The sequence below is a fragment of the Streptomyces himastatinicus ATCC 53653 genome (assembly GCF_000158915.1).
GTDB classification, from domain to species: domain Bacteria; phylum Actinomycetota; class Actinomycetes; order Streptomycetales; family Streptomycetaceae; genus Streptomyces; species Streptomyces himastatinicus.
The window spans coordinates 1,753,926-1,772,583 of record NZ_GG657754.1; the positions used below are offsets into that span (position 1 = coordinate 1,753,926).

Genomic DNA, 18,658 nt, shown 5'->3' on the forward strand with positions numbered 1-18,658 from the left:
TCGACCTATGAGCATCGACGAATTGCTGCTGGAGATCCGGGCGAAGTCCGTCGAGCTCCGGCGTCTTGGTGACGACCTCAAGGTCCGCGCGCCGGAAGACGCGTTGGACAGTGCCCTGGTTCAGCAGTTGCGGTCGCACAAGGCGGAATTGCTGGCCCTCATCGGCCCGGGCGACTCCGACTGGTGGAGCCCGCCGGTCCGCATCACGCCGGAGATGCTGCCGCTGGTCGAGCTGACGCAGGAGCAGATCGACAAGGTGATCGGTACGGTCCCCGGCGGGACCGGGAACGTACAGGACATCTACCCCCTCGCCCCGCTCCAGGAGGGCATCTTCTTCCATCACCTGATGGGTGGCGAGGGTGACGCCTATCTGCTGTCCAGCGTGACCGCGGTGCCGTCACGGGAATGGGTCGGCAAGTTCGCCGACGCGCTGCGAACAGTGATGGAACGGCACGACATCCTGCGGACGTCGGTCGTCTGGGAAGGACTCCCCCACCCCGTACAGGTGGTGTGGCGGCAGGCCGAGCTGCCGGTCGAGGAAGTGGCCCTCGACAGCGACGGGGACGCGACTGCCCAGCTGCTCACCCGCTACGACCCGCGCCGCTACCGGCTGGATCTGAACCAGGCACCGCTGCTGCGCGTGGTCACGGCCTACGACGAGCCGAACGACAGGTGGCTGCTCCAGGTGCTGATGCACCACCTGATGGGTGACCACACCACGATGGAGGTGGTGCAGGAGGAGATCGGGGCGGTGCTGGCCGGCCGTGCCGATGCGCTGCCTGAGCCGGTGCCCTACCGCAACGTCGTGGCCCAAGCCGTGCTGGGCACCAGCCAGGCGGAGCACAAGGAGTTCTTCACCGAGCTGATCGGCGACATCGACGAGCCGACCGCCCCGTACGGAATCCTGGACGTCCGCGGCGACGGCACCGGAATCACCGAAGCACGCGTCGAGGTCGACGCCGCCCTGTCCCGGACGGTCCGGGAGCAGGCCCGCCAGGCGGGTGTGTCCCCGGCGAGCGTGTGCCATCTCGCCTGGAGCATGGTCCTGTCCCGCCTCACCGGCCGCTCGGACGTGGTCTTCGGCACGGTGATGTTCGGCCGCATGCAGGCCGGAGCCGGTGCGGAACGTGGCATCGGGCTGTTCATCAACACCCTCCCGATACGCGTCGACGTCGGCAACCGAGGTGTTCTGGACGCGCTCCGGGACACCCACGGGGTACTGGCCACGGTGCTGCGGCACGAGCACGCCCCGCTGGTGCTCGCCCAGGGATGCAGCCAGGTCCCGTCGGGTCTGCCGCTGTTCACCACCCTGCTCAACTACCGGCACACCCCGGAACCGGCCGACCCCACCCCGAGTGAGCCCGACGAGCAGTTCGAGGTGCTGCACAGCGAGGAGCGCACCAACTACCCGGTCGTGGTGTCGGTCGATGACGGAGGTACGGGGTTCTCGGTCACCGCCCAGGTCGATGACCGGCTCGACCCGGACCGCGTCTGCCGACTGCTCCTGAACGCCATCCAGGAGATCAGCCAGGCCCTGACCACCGCACCGGACGCACTGGTCTCCGACCTGGAGATCCTGCCGGAGACCGAACGCACGCTCGTCGTGGAAGGCTTCAACGCCACGCAGACACCGCTCGACACGCAGGTCTGCGTGCATGAGTTGTTCGAGCAGCGGGTGGCCGCAGCGCCCGAGGCGGTTGCCGTGGTCCACGGCGATACGCAGGTCACGTACCAGGACGTGAACGCGAGGGCCAACCAGATCGCTCACCGACTGCGGTCGGCAGGCGTCGGCCCGGACGTACGGGTGGGCATCTGCGCCCAGCGCGGCGTGCCGCTGCTGACGGCGATGCTCGGCGTGCTCAAGGCGGGCGGCGCCTACGTGCCGCTGGACCCCAACTACCCCACCGAGCGGCTGGCGTTCATGCTCGCCGACGCCCAGCCTGCGGTCATCCTCACCGACGGCGTAGACCTGCCCACGGCGGACGTGCCGGTAGTCGACCTGGCCACCCTCACTGAGGAGCCCGAGACCGACCTGCCGCACCTGGCCACATCCACGGACATGGCCTACGTTCTCTACACCTCAGGCTCCACCGGCCTGCCCAAGGGCGTAGCGGTAGAGCACCGCAACATCGTCCGCCTCGTCGTCAATAACCCCTCGGTCGAGTTCACCCCACAGGACCGGACCGCCTTCGCCGCCAACCCGTCCTTCGACGCCGCCACCTGGGAAATCTGGGGCCCCCTGACCAACGGTGGCACGGTCGTGGTCATCGACCAGGACGATGTCCTCGACCCCCAGCAGTTCGCCGGAGTGCTGCGGGATCAGTCGGTGTCCATGCTGTGGATGACGGTCGGCCTCTTCAACCGTAGCCATACCGCCCTCGGCGACGTCCTCAGCCAGCTGCGCTACCTCGTGGTCGGCGGCGACGTCCTCGACCCCAGCGCCATCGCAGCGACCGTGGGCGGTCCGCAGCATCTGCTCAACGGCTACGGACCGACCGAGACCACCACCTTCGCCGCCACCCACCTCATCGAGACCGTGGACGCCGGCCGCAGTGTCCCCATCGGCAAGCCCATCGGGAACACCCGCATCTACCTGGTCGATGGTTACGGCCGCCCGGTGCCGGTCGGTGTGACGGGTGAGCTGTTCATCGGTGGTCTCGGCGTGGCCCGCGGTTACCTGGGCCGACCCGGGCTCACCGCCGAACGCTTCGTACCCGACTGGCTGACCGGAGACGGGACACGTCTCTACCGCACCGGGGACCTGGGGCGCTGGCTGCCCGACGGCACGATCGAATTCGTCGGCCGCAACGACTTCCAGGTCAAGGTCCGCGGCTACCGCATCGAACTCGGCGAAATCGAAGCCCGACTCCTCGAACACCACGCCGTCCGCGAAGCCATCGTCATCGCACACGGCGACCGCATCGACGCCTACTACGTCCCCGACACCACCATCGAGGTCGAGACGCTACGCGACGCCCTCAGCGAAGCCCTCCCCTCCTACATGGTGCCCTCGGCCTTCGTCGCACTCGACGCACTGCCCCTTACCCCGAACGGCAAGGTGGACCGGGACAAACTGCCAGCCCCGGACGGCGACGCCGTAGTCGTCCGCGGCTACCAGGCCCCGGTGGGTCTGGTGGAAGAGAAGCTGGCCGCCATCTGGGCGGACCTGCTGGGCGTGGAACGCATCGGCCGCAACGACGACTTCTTCGAACTCGGCGGCCACTCCCTCCTCGCCGTCTCCCTGGTCGAGCGCATGCGCGAAGCCGGACTCACCTGCGACATCCGTGCCGTCTTCACCACCCCCACCATCACCGGACTCGCCACCGCGGTGGCAGCAGGTGGTGGCGCAGACCTCGTGGTCCCGCCCAACGCCATCCCGGCCGACGCCGAGGCCATCACGCCCGACATGCTGCCCCTGGTCACACTGACCGAAGAGCACATCACCCAGGTGGTGTCCACGGTTCCCGGCGGAGCCCGGAACGTCCAGGACATCTACCCGCTCGGACCGCTCCAGGAAGGCATCTTCTTCCACCACCTCATGGGCGGCGACGTCGACCCGTATCTGATCTCCGTCCTGTTCGCCGTGGACACCCGGGACGACGTGGATCGGTTCGTAACGGCCCTGCAAGCGGTGGTGAACCGGCACGACATCCTGCGGACGTCGGTGGCCTGGGAAGGGCTGCCGCAGCCCGTGCAGGTCGTGTGGCGGCATGCGGACCTTCCGGTCGAGGAAGTGTCCTTCGAGGCGGGGCGGGACGCCTCCGAGCAGCTCCGGGAGCGCCGGTTCGGCATGCCCCTCGACGCGGCACCGCTGATGCGGATCGTCGTCGGGTTCGACGCCACGCGGCAGCAGTGGCTCATGATGGTCCTGCGGCATCACATCATCGACGACAACACGTCCGTCGGAGCGCTGGTCTCCGAGGTGAACGCTCACCTCGACGGCCGGGCCGATGCGCTCCCGGAGCCCGTGCCGTACCGCAACGTAGTGGCCCAAGCCGTGCTGGGCACCAGCCGCGAAGAACACGAGAAGTTCTTCACCGGCCTCCTGGGCGACGTGGACGAGCCGACTGCGCCGTACGGAGTCCTGGACGTCCGCGGCGACGGCACCGGCGTCGCCGAAGCACGCGTCGATGTGGATCCTGCCCTGGCCCGGACGGTCCGGGAGCAGGCGCGCCGCGCGGGCGTCTCTCCCGCGAGCATGTGCCACCTGGCGTGGAGCCTGGTGCTGTCCCGGCTCACCGGCCGCTCGGACGTCGTGTTCGGCACCGTGCTCTTCGGGCGCATGCACGCCGGCGCCGGTGCGGAACGCGGCCTCGGGCTGTTCATCAACACCCTGCCGGTCCGCGTCGACGTCGATGCCCGGGATGCGCTCGGCGCGGTCCGGGACACCCATGGCCTGCTCGCCGACGTGCTGCGCCACGAGCATGCTCCACTCGTCCTCGCCCAGGGTTGCAGCCAGGTCCCGGCTGGTCTGCCGCTGTTCACCACGCTGCTCAACTACCGCCACACCCCGGAATCCGCCGACGAGGCGGCCCCGGACGGGCTCGGTGAACGGATCGAGGTGCTGCACAGCTACGAGCGCACCAACTACCCGATCGTGGTGTCGATCAACGACGGCGGTGTCGAGAACGCCGGTCTCGCCATCACGGCCCAGGTCGACGACCGGCTCGACCCGGACGGTATCTGCGGGATGCTCACGGCCGCGTTGCGGGAGCTGGCCGACACCCTGGCCGGTGATCGGTCAGTGCCGCTGGCGGCTGTGGACGTGCTGCCTGCGGCGGAGCGGTCCCTGCTGGTCGACGGCTTCAACGCCACCGATACGTCAGCCGATCCCAAGCTCTGCCTGCACGAGTCCTTCGAGGCCCAAGCCGCGGCAACGCCGGATGCGGTCGCGCTGGTGCACCGCGATACGCAGGTCACCTACCGGGAACTGAACGAGCGGGCGAACCGCATCGCCCACCGACTGCGCGCTGCGGGCGTAAGCCCTGGCGCACGGGTCGGGATCTGCGCCGAGCGGGGCGTCGGGCTGCTGGCAGCGGTCGTCGGTGTGCTCAAGGCCGGTGGCGCATACGTCCCGCTGGACCCCTCGTACCCCGCCGAGCGCGTAGCGTTCATGCTCACCGACGCGAAGCCGATGGTGGTCCTGACCGACGGCGCCGATCCGGCCGCGCTGATCCAGGCCACCGCCCCCGAGGACACCGTGGTGTGGGACCTGGCCACGGACTTTACGGACGCCCCGGTCGGCAACGTCCCAGCCACCGTCTCGCCCTCCGACGTGGCCTACGTGATCTACACCTCGGGATCCACCGGCACCCCCAAGGGCGTACTGGTCGAGCACCGCCAGGTGGCCCGCCTGTTCACCGCGATAGACGACTGGTTCGGCTTCGGACCCTCCGACGTCTGGGCCCTCTGCCACTCCTACGCCTTCGACTTCTCGGTGTGGGAAATCTGGGGCGCCCTCCTCCACGGCGGCCAACTCGTCATCGTCCCCAGCGACGTGGTGCGCGCACCGGACGAGCTGTGGCAACTGCTGTGCTCGGCCGGGGTGACCGTGCTGTGCCAGACTCCCGGAGCCTTCACCCGCCTCACCGACGCCCGCCTCCGTGCTCCCGACACCGAAGGCCAGCTCCGCTTCGTCATCTTCGGCGGAGAAGCACTTGAAGTGGCCGCGCTACGGCCATGGTTCGACGCCACAGCTGGCGGCGGGCCGACGCTCGTGAACATGTACGGCATCACCGAAACCACCGTGCACGTCACCTGGCAACCCATCACGCCAGAAACAGCCGGTGGACTGGGCGGATCCCTCATCGGCCAACCGATCCCCGACCTGAACGTCTACGTGATCGACACCCACGGTCGCCCCGCCCCGGTCGGCGTGACCGGTGAACTGATGGTCGGCGGCCGCGGCGTGACCCGCGGCTACCTCGGACGCCCCGGACTCACCGCCGAACGCTTCGTACCCAACTGGCTCACCGGAGACGGCACACGCCTCTACCGCACCGGAGACCTGGGCCGATGGCTGCCCGACGGCACCCTCGAATACATCGGCCGCAACGACTTCCAGGTCAAGGTCCGCGGCTACCGCATCGAACTCGGCGAAATCGAAGCCCGACTCCTCGACCACGACACCATCCGCGAAGCCACCGTCATCGCACACGGCGACCGCCTCAACGCCTACTACGTGGCCGACACCACCATCGACGCCGGAACCCTGCGCGACGCACTGGGCAAGGTGCTGCCGTCGTACATGGTGCCCTCGGCATTCGTGGCACTCGACGCCCTACCGCTCACCCCCAACGGCAAGGTCGACCGCGACAAACTCCCGGCACCGGACGGCCACGCCGTAGTGGCCCGCGGATACCAGGCCCCGGTGGGCCTGGTGGAGCAGAAGCTGTCCTCGATCTGGGCGGACCTCCTCGGCGTGGAACAAGTCGGCCGTGACGACGACTTCTTCGAACTCGGCGGCCACTCCCTCCTCGCCGTCTCCCTGGTGGAACAGATGCGGCAGGCCGGGCTCTCCTGCGACGTCCGCGCCGTCTTCACCACCCCCACCGTCGCCGGACTCGCCACCGCCATCGCGGCGGGAGGCGGCACCGAAGTACAGGTGCCCCCGAACGCCATCCCGGCCGACGCCGAGGCCATCACCCCCGACATGCTGCCGCTGGTCGAGCTGACCGAAGACCACATCACCCAGGTCGTGTCCACGGTCCCCGGCGGAGCCCGGAACGTCCAGGACATCTACCCCCTCGCCCCGCTCCAAGAGGGCATCTTCTTCCACCACCTCATGGGCGGCGACACCGACCCGTACCTGGTGTCCTACGTCCTACCCATCAACACCCGGGCCGAGGCCGACCAGTTCGTGGCCGCCGTGCAAACGGTGATGGACCGGCACGACATCCTGCGGACCGCCGTCGTCTGGGAAGGACTCCCCCACCCCGTCCAGGTGGTCTGGCGCCACACCGACCTGCCGGTCGAAGACGTGACCCTCGACGCCAACGACGACGCGGCCACCCAGCTGCTCACCCACTACGACCCGCGCCGCCACCGGCTGGACCTGAACCAGGCGCCCCTCCTCCGCGTGGTCAGGGCGTACGACGCGCCGAACGACCGCTGGTTGCTGCTGGTACTGATGCACCACCTGGTCGGCGACCACACCACGCTGGAGGTGTTGCAAGAGGAGATCGGGGCGGTGCTCAACGGCCGGACGGACGCGTTGCCGAAGCCGGTGCCGTACCGCAACGCCGTGGCGCAGGCCGTGCTCGGGACGTCCCAGCAGGAACACCAGGAGTTCTTCAGGGACCTGCTCGGCGACATCGACGAGCCGACCGCGCCGTACGGCATCCACGACGTCCGCGGTGACGGCACCGGAATCACCGAGGCACAGGTCGCTGTCGAACCGGACGTGGCAGTCATGCTCCGGGAGCAGGCCCGCCAGGCTGGTGTGTCCCCGGCGAGCGTGTTCCATCTCGCCTGGAGCATGGTGCTGTCCCGGCTGACCGGCCGCTCGGACGTCGTGTTCGGCACCGTGCTCTTCGGGCGCTTGCAGGCCGGAGCCGGTGCGGAACGCGGCCTCGGGCTGTTCATCAACACCCTCCCGATACGCGTCGATGTCGGCACCCGGGGCGCGCTCGACGCCGTCCGGGGCACCCACGGGCTCCTGGCCGAAGTGCTGCGCCACGAGCACGCCCCGCTCGTCCTCGCCCAGGGAAGCAGCCAGGTCCCGACCGGGCTCCCCCTGTTCACCACCCTGCTCAACTACCGGCACAATGCCCCGGCGGACCCGGCCATCACCGAAGCCGCCGTGTCCGGCTTCGAGGTACTGCACAGCGAGGAGCGCACCAACTACCCGATCGTGGTCTCGGTCAACGACCTGGGTGACGCCGGATTGTCCATCTCCGCGCAGGTGGACGACCGACTGGATCCGGAGCGGATCAGCGAGCTGATGGTGGCGGCCGTACGGGAACTCACCCAGGCCCTGGCGTCCCGCCCGACGGCGCCGGTCTCGGGCTTCGAGGTGCTGCCCGCGGCGGAGCGGACCATGCTGGTGGAGGGCTTCAACGCCACCGAGACGCCGGTCGACACGCGGGTGCGCGTGCACGAGTTGTTCGAGGCACGGGCGCAGGCGGCCCCGGACGCCGTTGCGCTGCTTCACGACGGCGGTCGGATGTCCTACGGGGAGCTGGACCGGACGGCGAACCGCATCGCGCACCGGCTGCGGGCCGCGGGCGTCGGTCCCGACGTACGGGTGGGCATCTGCGCCCGCCGCGGGGTGCCGCTGATCGCCGCGATCCTGGGCGTACTCAAGGCCGGTGGCGCATACGTGCCGCTGGATCCGTCGTACCCGGCCGAGCGGCTGGCGTTCATGCTCGCCGACGCACGACCCGCGGTGGTCCTGACCGACGGCACGGACCTGCCCGCCGACGACGTACTCAGCCTGGACCTCACCACCGACTTCACCGATCAGCCCGAGACCGCCGTGACCGGTGGGGCGACCGGGACGACCGGGGCTGATGCCGCGTACGTCATCTACACCTCCGGGTCCACCGGCACCCCGAAGGGTGTCGTTGTCGAGCACCGCTCGGTCGTCAACCGCATCGGCTGGATGCAGCGCGCCTATCCGATCGCCCAGGACGATGTGATCCTTCAGAAGACCCCGATGTCCTTCGACGTCTCCGTCTGGGAGTTCTTCTGGTGGATGACCGAAGGCGCCTCGCTGTGCCTGCTGGAGCCGGGCGGCGAGAAGGATCCGGACGTCATCGCCGCTACGATCGAGCGGGCCGGTGTGACGACGATGCACTTCGTCCCGGCCATGCTCAGCGCGTTCCTCGACGCGGTCGGCACGGTCGATCTCCCCTCGTTGCGTCAGGTGTTCGCCAGCGGTGAGGCGCTTCCGCCGCACCTGGTACGGAAGTTCCACCGGGCGTTCGCCAGTCCCGAGCGGCCGCGGCTGATCAACCTGTACGGGCCCACCGAGGCCACGGTCGACGTGACGCACCACCCGTGCCACGAGCCCGACCCGACGCTCGTCCCGATCGGCCGCCCGATCGACAACACCCGCCTCTACGTGGTGGACGGTTGCGGACGTCCGGTGCCGGTGGGTGTCGTCGGCGAGCTGTTCATCGGCGGCCTCGGCGTGGCCCGCGGCTACCTGGGCCGCCCCGGACTCACCGCCGAACGCTTCGTGCCCGACTGGCTGACCGGGGACGGGACACGTCTCTACCGGACCGGCGACCTGGTCAGGTGGCTGCCCGACGGGACCCTGGAATACATCGGCCGCAACGACTTCCAGGTCAAGGTCCGCGGCTACCGCATCGAACTCGGCGAGATCGAAGCCCGACTCCTGGACCAGCCCACCATCCGCGAAGCCATCGTCGTCGCACACGGCGACCGCCTCGACGCCTACTACGTGGCGGACACCAGCGTCGACGTCGAGACCCTGCGCGATGCGCTCGGCAAAGCCCTCCCCTCCTACATGGTGCCGTCGGCGTTCGTCGCACTCGACGCCCTGCCACTCACCCCGAACGGCAAGGTCGACCGGGACAAACTGCCGGCGCCGGACGGCGGCGCGGTGGTCACCCGCGGCTACCAGGCGCCCGTCGGCGTCGTGGAAGAGGTGCTGGCCGCGATCTGGGCGGACCTGCTGAGCGTGGAACGCGTCGGCCGCGACGACGACTTCTTCGAACTCGGCGGCCACTCCCTCCTCGCCGTCTCCCTGGTCGAGCGCATGCGCGCGGCCGGGCTGTCCTGCGACGTACGGGCCGTCTTCACCACCCCGACCGTCGCCGGGCTCGCCACCGCGGTGGCGGCGGGAGGCGGCACCGAAGTACAGGTGCCGCCCAACGCCGTCCCGGCCGACGCCGAGGCCATCACGCCCGACATGCTGCCGCTGGTCGAGCTGTCCGAGGAGCACATCGCCACGGTGGTCTCCACCGTCCCGGGCGGGGCCCGGAACGTGCAGGACATCTACCCCCTCGCCCCACTCCAGGAAGGCATCTTCTTCCACCACCTCATGGGCGCCGACGGGGATCCGTACCTCGGGCGGAGCCTGTACGCAGCTCCTTCCCGTGAGGCCGTGACCGCGCTGACGACCGCGCTCCAGACCGTCGTGGATCGGCACGACATCCTGCGGACGTCGGTGGTCTGGGAGGGGTTGCCGCAGCCCGTACAGGTGGTCCGGCGCCACACCGCGCTCCCGGTCGACGAGGTGACGGTCGACGGCGCCAAGGACGCGGTGGCGCAGCTCCAGGACCGGTACGACCCCCGGCGCTACCGGCTCGACTTGAACCAGGCGCCGCTGCTGCGACTGGTCACGGCGTACGACGAGCCGAATGACCGTTGGCTGCTGCTGGTGCTGATGCACCACCTGATCGGCGACAACGCGACCTGGGACGTCCTCCAGAAGGAAATCGGGGCGGTGCTGGCGGATCGCGCCGATGTGTTGCCGGAGCCGGTGCGGTATCGCAATGTCGTGGCCCAGGCGGTGCTGGGCACCAGCCGTGAGGAGCACGAGGAGTTCTTCACCGGCCTGCTCGGTGACATCGACGAGCCGACCGCTCCCTACGGCATCCACGATGTCCGCGGCGACGGCACCGGAATCGCGGAGGCACGCGTCGATGTGGACGCCGCCCTGGCCCGGACGGTCCGGGAGCAGGCGCGCCGCGCGGGCGTGTCGCCCGCGAGCGTGTGCCATCTGGCGTGGGGTCTGGTGTTGTCCCGGCTGACCGGCCGCTCGGATGTGGTGTTCGGCTCGGTGCTTCTGGGCCGGATGCAGGCCGGGGCGGGCGCGGACCGGGCAGTGGGCATGTTCGTCAACACATTGCCGGTGCGGGTCGATGCCGGTGTCGGCGGTGTGTTCGACGCGGTCCGGGGCACGCAGCGGTTGCTTGCCGAGGTGTTGCGCCACGAGCACGCCCCGCTCGTCCTCGCCCAGGGATGCAGCCAGGTTCCGACGGGACTGCCCCTGTTCACCAGCCTCTTCAACTACCGGCACAACGCCCCGGCGGACCCGGCGGCGGCCGAAGCGGCACTGGGCGGATTCGAGGTGCTGCACAGCGAGGAGCGCACCAACTACCCGGTCGTGGTGTCGGTCGATGACGGAGGTACGGAGTTCTCGGTCACCGCCCAGGTGGACGACCGGCTCGACCCGGACCGCGTCTGCGGGCTGCTCCTGAACGCAGTCCAGGAGATCGGCCAGGCCCTGACCACTGCGCCCGATACGCCGGTCTCCGACCTGGAGATCCTGCCGGAAGCCGAGCGGGCACTCGTCGTGGATGGCTTCAACGCCACGGAGGCGCCGTTCGATCCGACCGCGCGGGTGCACGAACGGTTCGAGGCACACGCGAAGGCGACCCCCGACGCGATCGCCGTGACACACGGCGAGGTGCAGGTCACCTACCGGGAACTCAACGCGAAGGCCAACCAGATCGCCCACCGCCTCCGGACGGCAGGCGTCGGCCCGGACGTCCGCGTCGGCATCTGCGCCCCACGCGGGGTACCGCTGCTGACCGCCATGCTCGGCACCCTCAAGGCAGGCGGCGCCTACGTACCCATGGACCCGTCCTTCCCCGCCGAACGCACGGCGTTCATGCTCGCCGACGCCCGGCCAACGGTCGTCCTCACCGACGGCGTGGACCTGCCCACAGCACAGATGCCGGTCATCGACCTGGCCAGCCTCACCGACGAGCCGGACACCGACGTGCCGAACCTGGCCTCGTCCACGGACATGGCCTACGTCCTCTACACCTCCGGATCCACCGGCGTGCCCAAGGGCGTGGCCGTCGAACACCGCAGCATCATCCGGCTCGTCGTCGACAACCCCTACGTCGACTTCACCCCGGACGACCGGACCGCCTTCGCGGCCAACCCCTCCTTCGACGCCGCCACCTGGGAAATCTGGGGCCCCCTGACCAACGGCGGCACCATCGTCGTCATCGACCAGGACACCTTCCTCAACCCCCGCCAACTGGCAACCACCCTCGCAGCCCATGGCGTGACGGGGCTGTTCACCACCACCGCCCTGTTCAACCAGACCGCCGCCGTCGTCCCGGACGCCTTCGCCGGACTGCGCTACCTCTTCACCGGCGGTGAACGCTGCGACCCCGCAGCCTTCACCCGCGTCCTGGACAGCGGCGCCGCACCCCAGCGGCTGATCCACTGCTACGGCCCGACCGAAACCACCACCTTCGCCACCACCTACGACGTCACACACGTGAGCGAAGGCCAGGAAACACTGCCCATCGGAACACCGATCGGCAACACCCACATCTACATCGTCGACGGCCACGGACGCCCGGTGCCGGTGGGTGTGACGGGTGAACTGTTCATCGGCGGCCTCGGCGTAGCCCGCGGCTACCTAGGACGTCCCGGACTCACCGCCGAACGCTTCGTACCCAACTGGCTCACCGGAGACGGCACACGTCTCTACCGCACCGGGGACCTGGGCCGCTGGCTGCCCGACGGCACGATCGAATTCGTCGGCCGCAACGACTTCCAGGTCAAGGTCCGCGGCTACCGCATCGAACTCGGCGAAATCGAAACCCGACTCCTCGACCACGACACCATCCGCGAAGCCATCGTCATCGCACGCGACGACCGCCTCAACGCCTACTACGTCCCGGCACCGGACACCACCATCGACGTCGAGACACTGCGCGACGCGCTCAGCGAAGCCCTCCCCTCCTACATGGTGCCCTCGGCATTCGTCGCCCTCGACGCCCTGCCACTCACCCTCAACGGCAAGGTCGACCGCGACAAACTGCCCACCCCCGACGGCGACGCCGTCGTGGTCCGCGGCTATCAACCGCCCGTCGGCCCCGTGGAAGAGGAGCTGGCCGCGATCTGGGCAGACCTCCTCGGCGTGGAACGCATCGGCCGCAACGACGACTTCTTCGAACTCGGCGGCCACTCCCTCCTCGCCGTCTCCCTGGTCGAGCGCATGCGCGAAGCCAAGCTGTCCTGCGACGTCCGCGCGGTCTTCACCACACCCACCATCGCGGAACTCGCCACCGCGGTGGCGGCCGGAGGCGGCGCCGAGGTGGAGATACCGCCCAACGCCATCCCGGCCGACGCCGACACCATCACACCCGCCATGCTGCCCCTGGTCGAACTGACCCAAGACCAGATCACCAAGGTGGTGTCCACGGTCCCCGGCGGAGCCGGAAACATCCAGGACATCTACCCCCTCGCCCCGCTCCAGGAAGGCTTCCTCTTCCACCACGCGATGTACGAGGACGGCGACCCCTATCTGCTGTCCTTCCTCCTCACCATGGAGACCCGGGCGGCGGCGGACCGGTTCACGGCCGCGGTGCAGTCCGTGCTCGACCGGCACGACATCCTGCGTACGGCGGTGGTATGGGAGGGCCTGCCCCGGCCGGTCCAGGTGGTCTGGCGCCATGCCTCCCTGCCCGTGGAGGAGGTGTCCCTCAGCGGGGACGGGACCGTTGACGCCTCCGCCGAGTTGCAGGCGCGGTTCGAGCCCGCGCACTACCGGCTCGACCTGCGTACCGCGCCGATGCTGCGCGTGGTCACCGCATACGACGAGCCGAACGACCGGTGGTTGCTGATGGTGCTGATGCACCACCTGATCGGCGACCACACCACGCTGGAGGTGATGCAGGAGGAGATCGCCGCCCTGCTGAACGGCCGCGCGGACGCGTTGCCGGAGCCGGTGCCGTACCGCAACGTGGTGGCTCAGGCCGTGCTCGGCACGACCCAGCAGGAGCACGAGGAGTTCTTCACCGAGCTGCTCGGGGATGTGGACGAGCCGACCGCGCCGTACGGCCTGCTGGACGTCCGCGGCGACGGCACCCGGATGGACGCCGTGTCCGTCGAGGTGGACCCGGCGGTGGCCCGGTCCCTGCGCGAGCAGGCGCACCGGCGGGGCGTGTCCCCGGCGAGCGTGTGCCACCTCGCCTGGGGGCTGGCGCTGTCGCGGCTGACCGGCCGCTCGGATGTCGTGTTCGGCACCGGGCTGTTCGGTCGGCTGAGTGGCGGTGCCGGGGCGGACCGCGGGATCGGCCTGTTCATCAACACGCTGCCGATGCGGATCGCGATCGGCGCGGCGAGCGCGGCGGACGGCGTACGGGAGACCCACCATCTGCTGGCGGACCTGCTGGCGCACGAGCACGCGCCGCTGATGGTGGCGCAGCGGTGCAGCGGCGTCGCCGCCCCGGCGCCGCTGTTCACCAGTCTGCTCGTGTACCGCTACAGCCCCGTGGCGGCCGAATCGGACACTCCCGAGGACACGCCCTGGTCGGGTCTGGAGATGCTGGGGGCCGACGAGCGCACCACGTACCCGATCGACATCACGGTGGACGACCTCGGTGATGGCTTCGTCCTGACGGTGAAGGTGGCCGAGCCGGTCGCGGCGGAGCGGGTGTGCGCGCTGTTCAACACGGCGTTGGGGACCCTGACCGAGGCCTTGGAGCAGGCGCCCGGCACCCCGGTGCGGGACCTGGACGTCCTGCCCGCCGACGAGCGCGATCTCGTGGGGACCGCATTCCCCGAGGCGTCGGGGCGGCAGGTGCGCATTCTCGACGCGCAGGACCGGCTGACTCCGGTCGGTGTGACCGGTGAGCTGGTGGCCACCGGCGAGCCCGGCGGTGTGCCGCGGCGCACCGGCGACCGGGGCCGGTGGCGGGCCGACGGAACCCTTGAGCTGGTGGCTCCGGAGGAGGAGACCGCGAGTGCTGTCGGCCTTGCCGGTGCGGCGGAGCCCGCGTACGAGGCGCCGCGCGGTGAGATCGAGGAGCGGATCGCGGAGATCTGGGCGCGGTTGCTCGATGAGCCCCGCATCGGCCGTCATGACAGCTTCTTCGAGCTGGGCGGTCAGTCCCTGCTGGCGATCCAGGTCGGGCTGGAGTGCAAGCGCGCAGGGCTGGAGGTGACGGTCGCGGACCTGTTCGCGTACCCCCGGCTGATGGATCTCGGCGCGGCCCTGGCCGAGCGGTCGGGCACGAGCATGGACACGGGCACGGGTGCGGCCGAACCGGCCGCCGCCGAGGACCGGGCCGTGGTGCTGCGTGCCGGTGAGCGTGGTCGGACGCCGCTGTTCCTGGTGCACGACGGCGACGGATATCTGCTGTACGGCCGGGCGTTGCTGCCGTATCTGGACGAGGGCCGGCCGGTGTACGGCCTCCCGGTGGACCCGGCCGGGCCGGACGGTATGCGAACGGTGGAGGGCAGCGCGGCCCGTATGGTCCGGCTGATCCGTGAGGTCTGGCCGGACGGGCCGTACCGGGTGGCCGGTTATTCCAGTGGCGGGACTCTGGCGTATGAGATCGCGGTGCAGCTGCGCGGGCTGGACCAGCAGGTGGATTTCGTCGGGCTGATCGACACCCACTTCCCGGACGGTGCCGGTGTCTTCGCCGGTGCGCTGGATGACGACGAGTCCTTCCTGCTGCGCATGTACGAGCAGTTGGCCCAGGGCGATCCGGAGCGGGAGGCGATGGTCCGCGAGCTGGTCGCGTCCGGGCCGCGGGACTTCGCCGGGCTTGTCGAGGCCGTGAGTGAGGTCTGGCCGCCGGAGATGACGGTGCCGGAGTTCCGGGCGGCGGTGTCCGCCATGCGCGCGATGCTGCGCGCCGAGACCCGGTACGTGGTCCATCCCAGTACCGTCCCGGTGTATCTCTTCAAGGCCGCCGAGTCGGTCAAGGCCGAGCCCGCCGGGGCCGCGCCGGACGAGATGCTCGGCTGGGGTCGGGTGCTGAGCCCGCGTACGGTCACGGTGATCACCGTCCCGGGCGATCACCAGACGATGATGACGGCGCCCCACCTCGACCGGTTCGGGGCGGACTTCGCGGCGGCGCTGAACGGTGTCGGCACGCCCCGGCGTTCCGGTACGTACCAGCCGGTGGTGACGCTCCAGCGGGGGCGGCCCGGCACCCATCCGCCCGTGTTCTGCGTACCGGGTGCGGGTGCGGGCGTGGTCAGCTTCGGCGATCTGGCGGCCCAACTGGGGCGGGACTGGACGGTGTACGGCCTCCAGCCGCGCGGTCTGGACGGTACGGAGGTGCCGCACAGCAGCGTGGAGGCGGCCGCCCGCGCCTATCTGGACGGGATCGCGCGCACCGGCGTCACGGGACCGCTGCACCTGGTCGGCCACTCGTTCGGCGGCTGGGTGGCGTATGAGATGGCCACCCAACTGCATGCCGAGGGCCGGGACGTCACGCTGACGATCGTCGACAGCGAGGTGCCCGATCCGGTGGGCGCACCCGTCTCGCAGCGCAGCCACCTGGAGGTGCTGACCCGCTGGCTGGAGATCTTCGAGATGACCGTCGAGCAGCCCTTCGGCCTCACCGCCGAGCAGTTGGCGGCGCAGCCGCTGGCGGCCCAACTGACCGCCGTTCACGGCCGGTTGGTCCACTTCGGGCTGGCCTCAGCCCGCACCTCGCCGTCGTATCTGCGGGGTCCGCTGACGACGTTCGCGGCCGCCGTGCGGACCGCGTACACGCCGCGGGGGACCTATCCGGGCCCGGTGCGGATGGTGTTCGCCGACGATCCCCGCCGTACGCGGGCAGAGAACGACGCCGAGTACGCCGAACGGGAGCGGGGCTGGGCCGCCCGGATCGCCGATCTGCGCGTCTCCCGGGCCCCCGGAAACCACATGACCACCCTGGACACGCCGCATGTCGGCGCCATTGCCGAACTGCTGCGACAAGGGCGGTGAGCCATGCTGACCACCGGCTGACCGGCCGCTGAGTAAATACGCGGCCACCATTCCGGCGCACCATTCGGGGCGCCATGATGTAAGCGGGGCGCGGCTTCCGCCGCGACCCGAATTCCGGAGCATTCCGGTTTCTTCCGGAACTGTTTTCCCGAAAGGATTACGAGCGATGACCAATGTATTCGACGATTCGGACGGTCAGTTCGTGGCCGTGGTGAACACGGAGAACCAGCATTCGCTGTGGCCGACCGCCCTCGACGTGCCCGGCGGCTGGACGGTCGTACACGGCCCGGACACCCGGCAGAACTGCGTCGACTACATCGAGAACCACTGGACCGATATGCGTCCGGCGAGTCTGATCCGGGAATCGGCCGGCCGCTGAGCGGCCCGGGCGGGAACGACGGAGGGAGAGCCCGCGTGGCATCCATCGACCTGCCGGCCCGCACCGGCGGGCTGCACGACCTGGTGACCGCGCGGGCGCGGTCGGCGCCGGAGGCCGTGGCGGTCACGCTCGGCCCGGCGTCGGTCGGCTACGGCGATCTGCTCGACCGGGCCGAGCGGCTGGCCCGGCGGCTGTGCGAGGCCGGGGTCCGGCCGGGGGACTTCGTCGGGGTGGCGGTGGACCGTTCCCTCGACGCGGTCACCGGGCTGCTCGGCGTCCTGCTGTCCGGCGCCGCGTATGTGCCGATCGCCGCCGAGCTGCCGGGCGAGCGGATCCGGGCGATCGCGGACGACGCGGACATCGGCGTGGTGACCGGGTCCGGCGCCCGGGTCGCGGAGGCGATCCCGGCCCGGTGGATCCCGGCGGACGGGACCGGGCCGGGCGACGGGGAGCTGCCGGGCTCCGCCCCGGACCGGCCCGCGTACGCCATCTTCACGTCCGGCTCGACCGGTCGGCCCAAGGGGGTGGTGGTCCCGCACCGGGCGGTGGTCGCGTCGACGCTGACCCGGTTCGGCGTCTATCCGTACGACGACGTCACCTATCTGATGCTGGCGCCGCTGAGCATCGACGCCGCCGTCGCCGGGCTCTTCTTCACCCTCGCCGCCGGTGGCCGGGTGGTGATCCCCACCGCGGAGGAGGTGCTGGACCCGCTGCTGCTCGCCGAGTTGGTGCGTGACCACGCGGTCAGCCACCTGGACGGCCTGCCGTCGCAGTACGCGGCGCTGCTGCGCTTCCACCCCGAGTTGCTCACCGGCCTGCGGTGCGTCATCACGGGCGGCGAGAGCCTGCACCACGCCGTGGTCCGCGAGCACATGACGGCGCTGCCGGACACCCTGCTGTTCAACGAGTACGGGCCGACCGAGGGCACCGTGTGGGCCACCGTGCACCGGTGCACCGAGGCCGACGCCGGGCCGCTGGTGCCGATCGGGCCGCCGATCAGCGGGGTCCGGGCGACGGTCCGCGCGGCCGACCTGAGCCTGGCCGAACCGGGGGACCTCGGCGAGATCTACCTCGGCGGCGCCGGGCTGGCGTGGAGCTACCTGGGCCGGCCCGCGCTGACCGCGGAACGTTTCGTCGCCGATCCGGATCCCCGGTTGCCGGGTGAGCGGATGTACCGCACCGGCGACCTGGGCCATATGACCCCGGACGGCGAGCTGGTCTTCCAGGGGCGCACCGACAACCTGGTCAAGGTCCGTGGCTTCCGCGTCGAACTCGGCGAGCTGGAGGCGCATCTGCTCCAGCATCCGGATCTGCTGGACGCCGCCGTCGTACCGCACACCACGGCGACCGGGCTGCGCCTGGTCGCGGTGGTGGAGTTCGCCCCGGGCCGGTCGGCGGGCGGCCGGGCGCTGTCCGCCTTCCTGGCCGACCGGCTGCCCGCGTACATGCTGCCCACCCGCTGGCGGCAGGTGGCCGAGCTGCCGCGGACCGGCAACGGCAAGGTGGACCGGCGGCTGCTGCGCGAGTCCGCCACGACGGTGGGTGCCGAACTGCCCGCCTGATCCTGACGCACGATCAGTCGCCCCCGGCCCTCATGGAGGACCGGGGGCGAC

At 70.3% G+C, this 18,658-nt stretch carries 3 protein-coding genes; all 3 read left to right on the forward strand.

The genetic code is table 11. The annotated features are described in order from the left end of the window. The first annotated feature begins 7 nt into the window (after positions 1–7). The 3 genes from SSOG_RS06710 (at position 8) to SSOG_RS06720 (ending at position 18,607) form a co-directional block, all read left to right on the forward strand. Entirely contained in the window at positions 8–16,666 is a 16,659-nt protein-coding gene (locus SSOG_RS06710; protein WP_009713454.1) for a non-ribosomal peptide synthetase, read from the forward strand. Between the two features lie 166 nt (positions 16,667–16,832). Then, the gene (locus SSOG_RS06715; RefSeq protein WP_009713455.1) at positions 16,833–17,045 is read left to right on the forward strand and encodes an MbtH family protein; all 213 of its coding nucleotides are present in this window, start codon (positions 16,833–16,835) and stop codon (positions 17,043–17,045) included. 35 nt (positions 17,046–17,080) lie between these two features. Continuing rightward, positions 17,081–18,607 carry an amino acid adenylation domain-containing protein gene (locus SSOG_RS06720; protein ID WP_009713456.1) on the forward strand — a complete coding sequence of 509 codons (1,527 nt, stop codon included), beginning with the start codon at positions 17,081–17,083 and terminating at the stop codon, positions 18,605–18,607. Positions 18,608–18,658: the final 51 nt, after the last annotated feature.

Coding starts and splice junctions, on each gene's coding strand:
- SSOG_RS06710 (WP_009713454.1), top strand. CDS start 8: ATGAGCATCGACGAATTGCTGCTGGAGATCCGGGCGAAGTCCGTCGAG.
- SSOG_RS06715 (WP_009713455.1), top strand. CDS start 16,833: ATGACCAATGTATTCGACGATTCGGACGGTCAGTTCGTGGCCGTGGTG.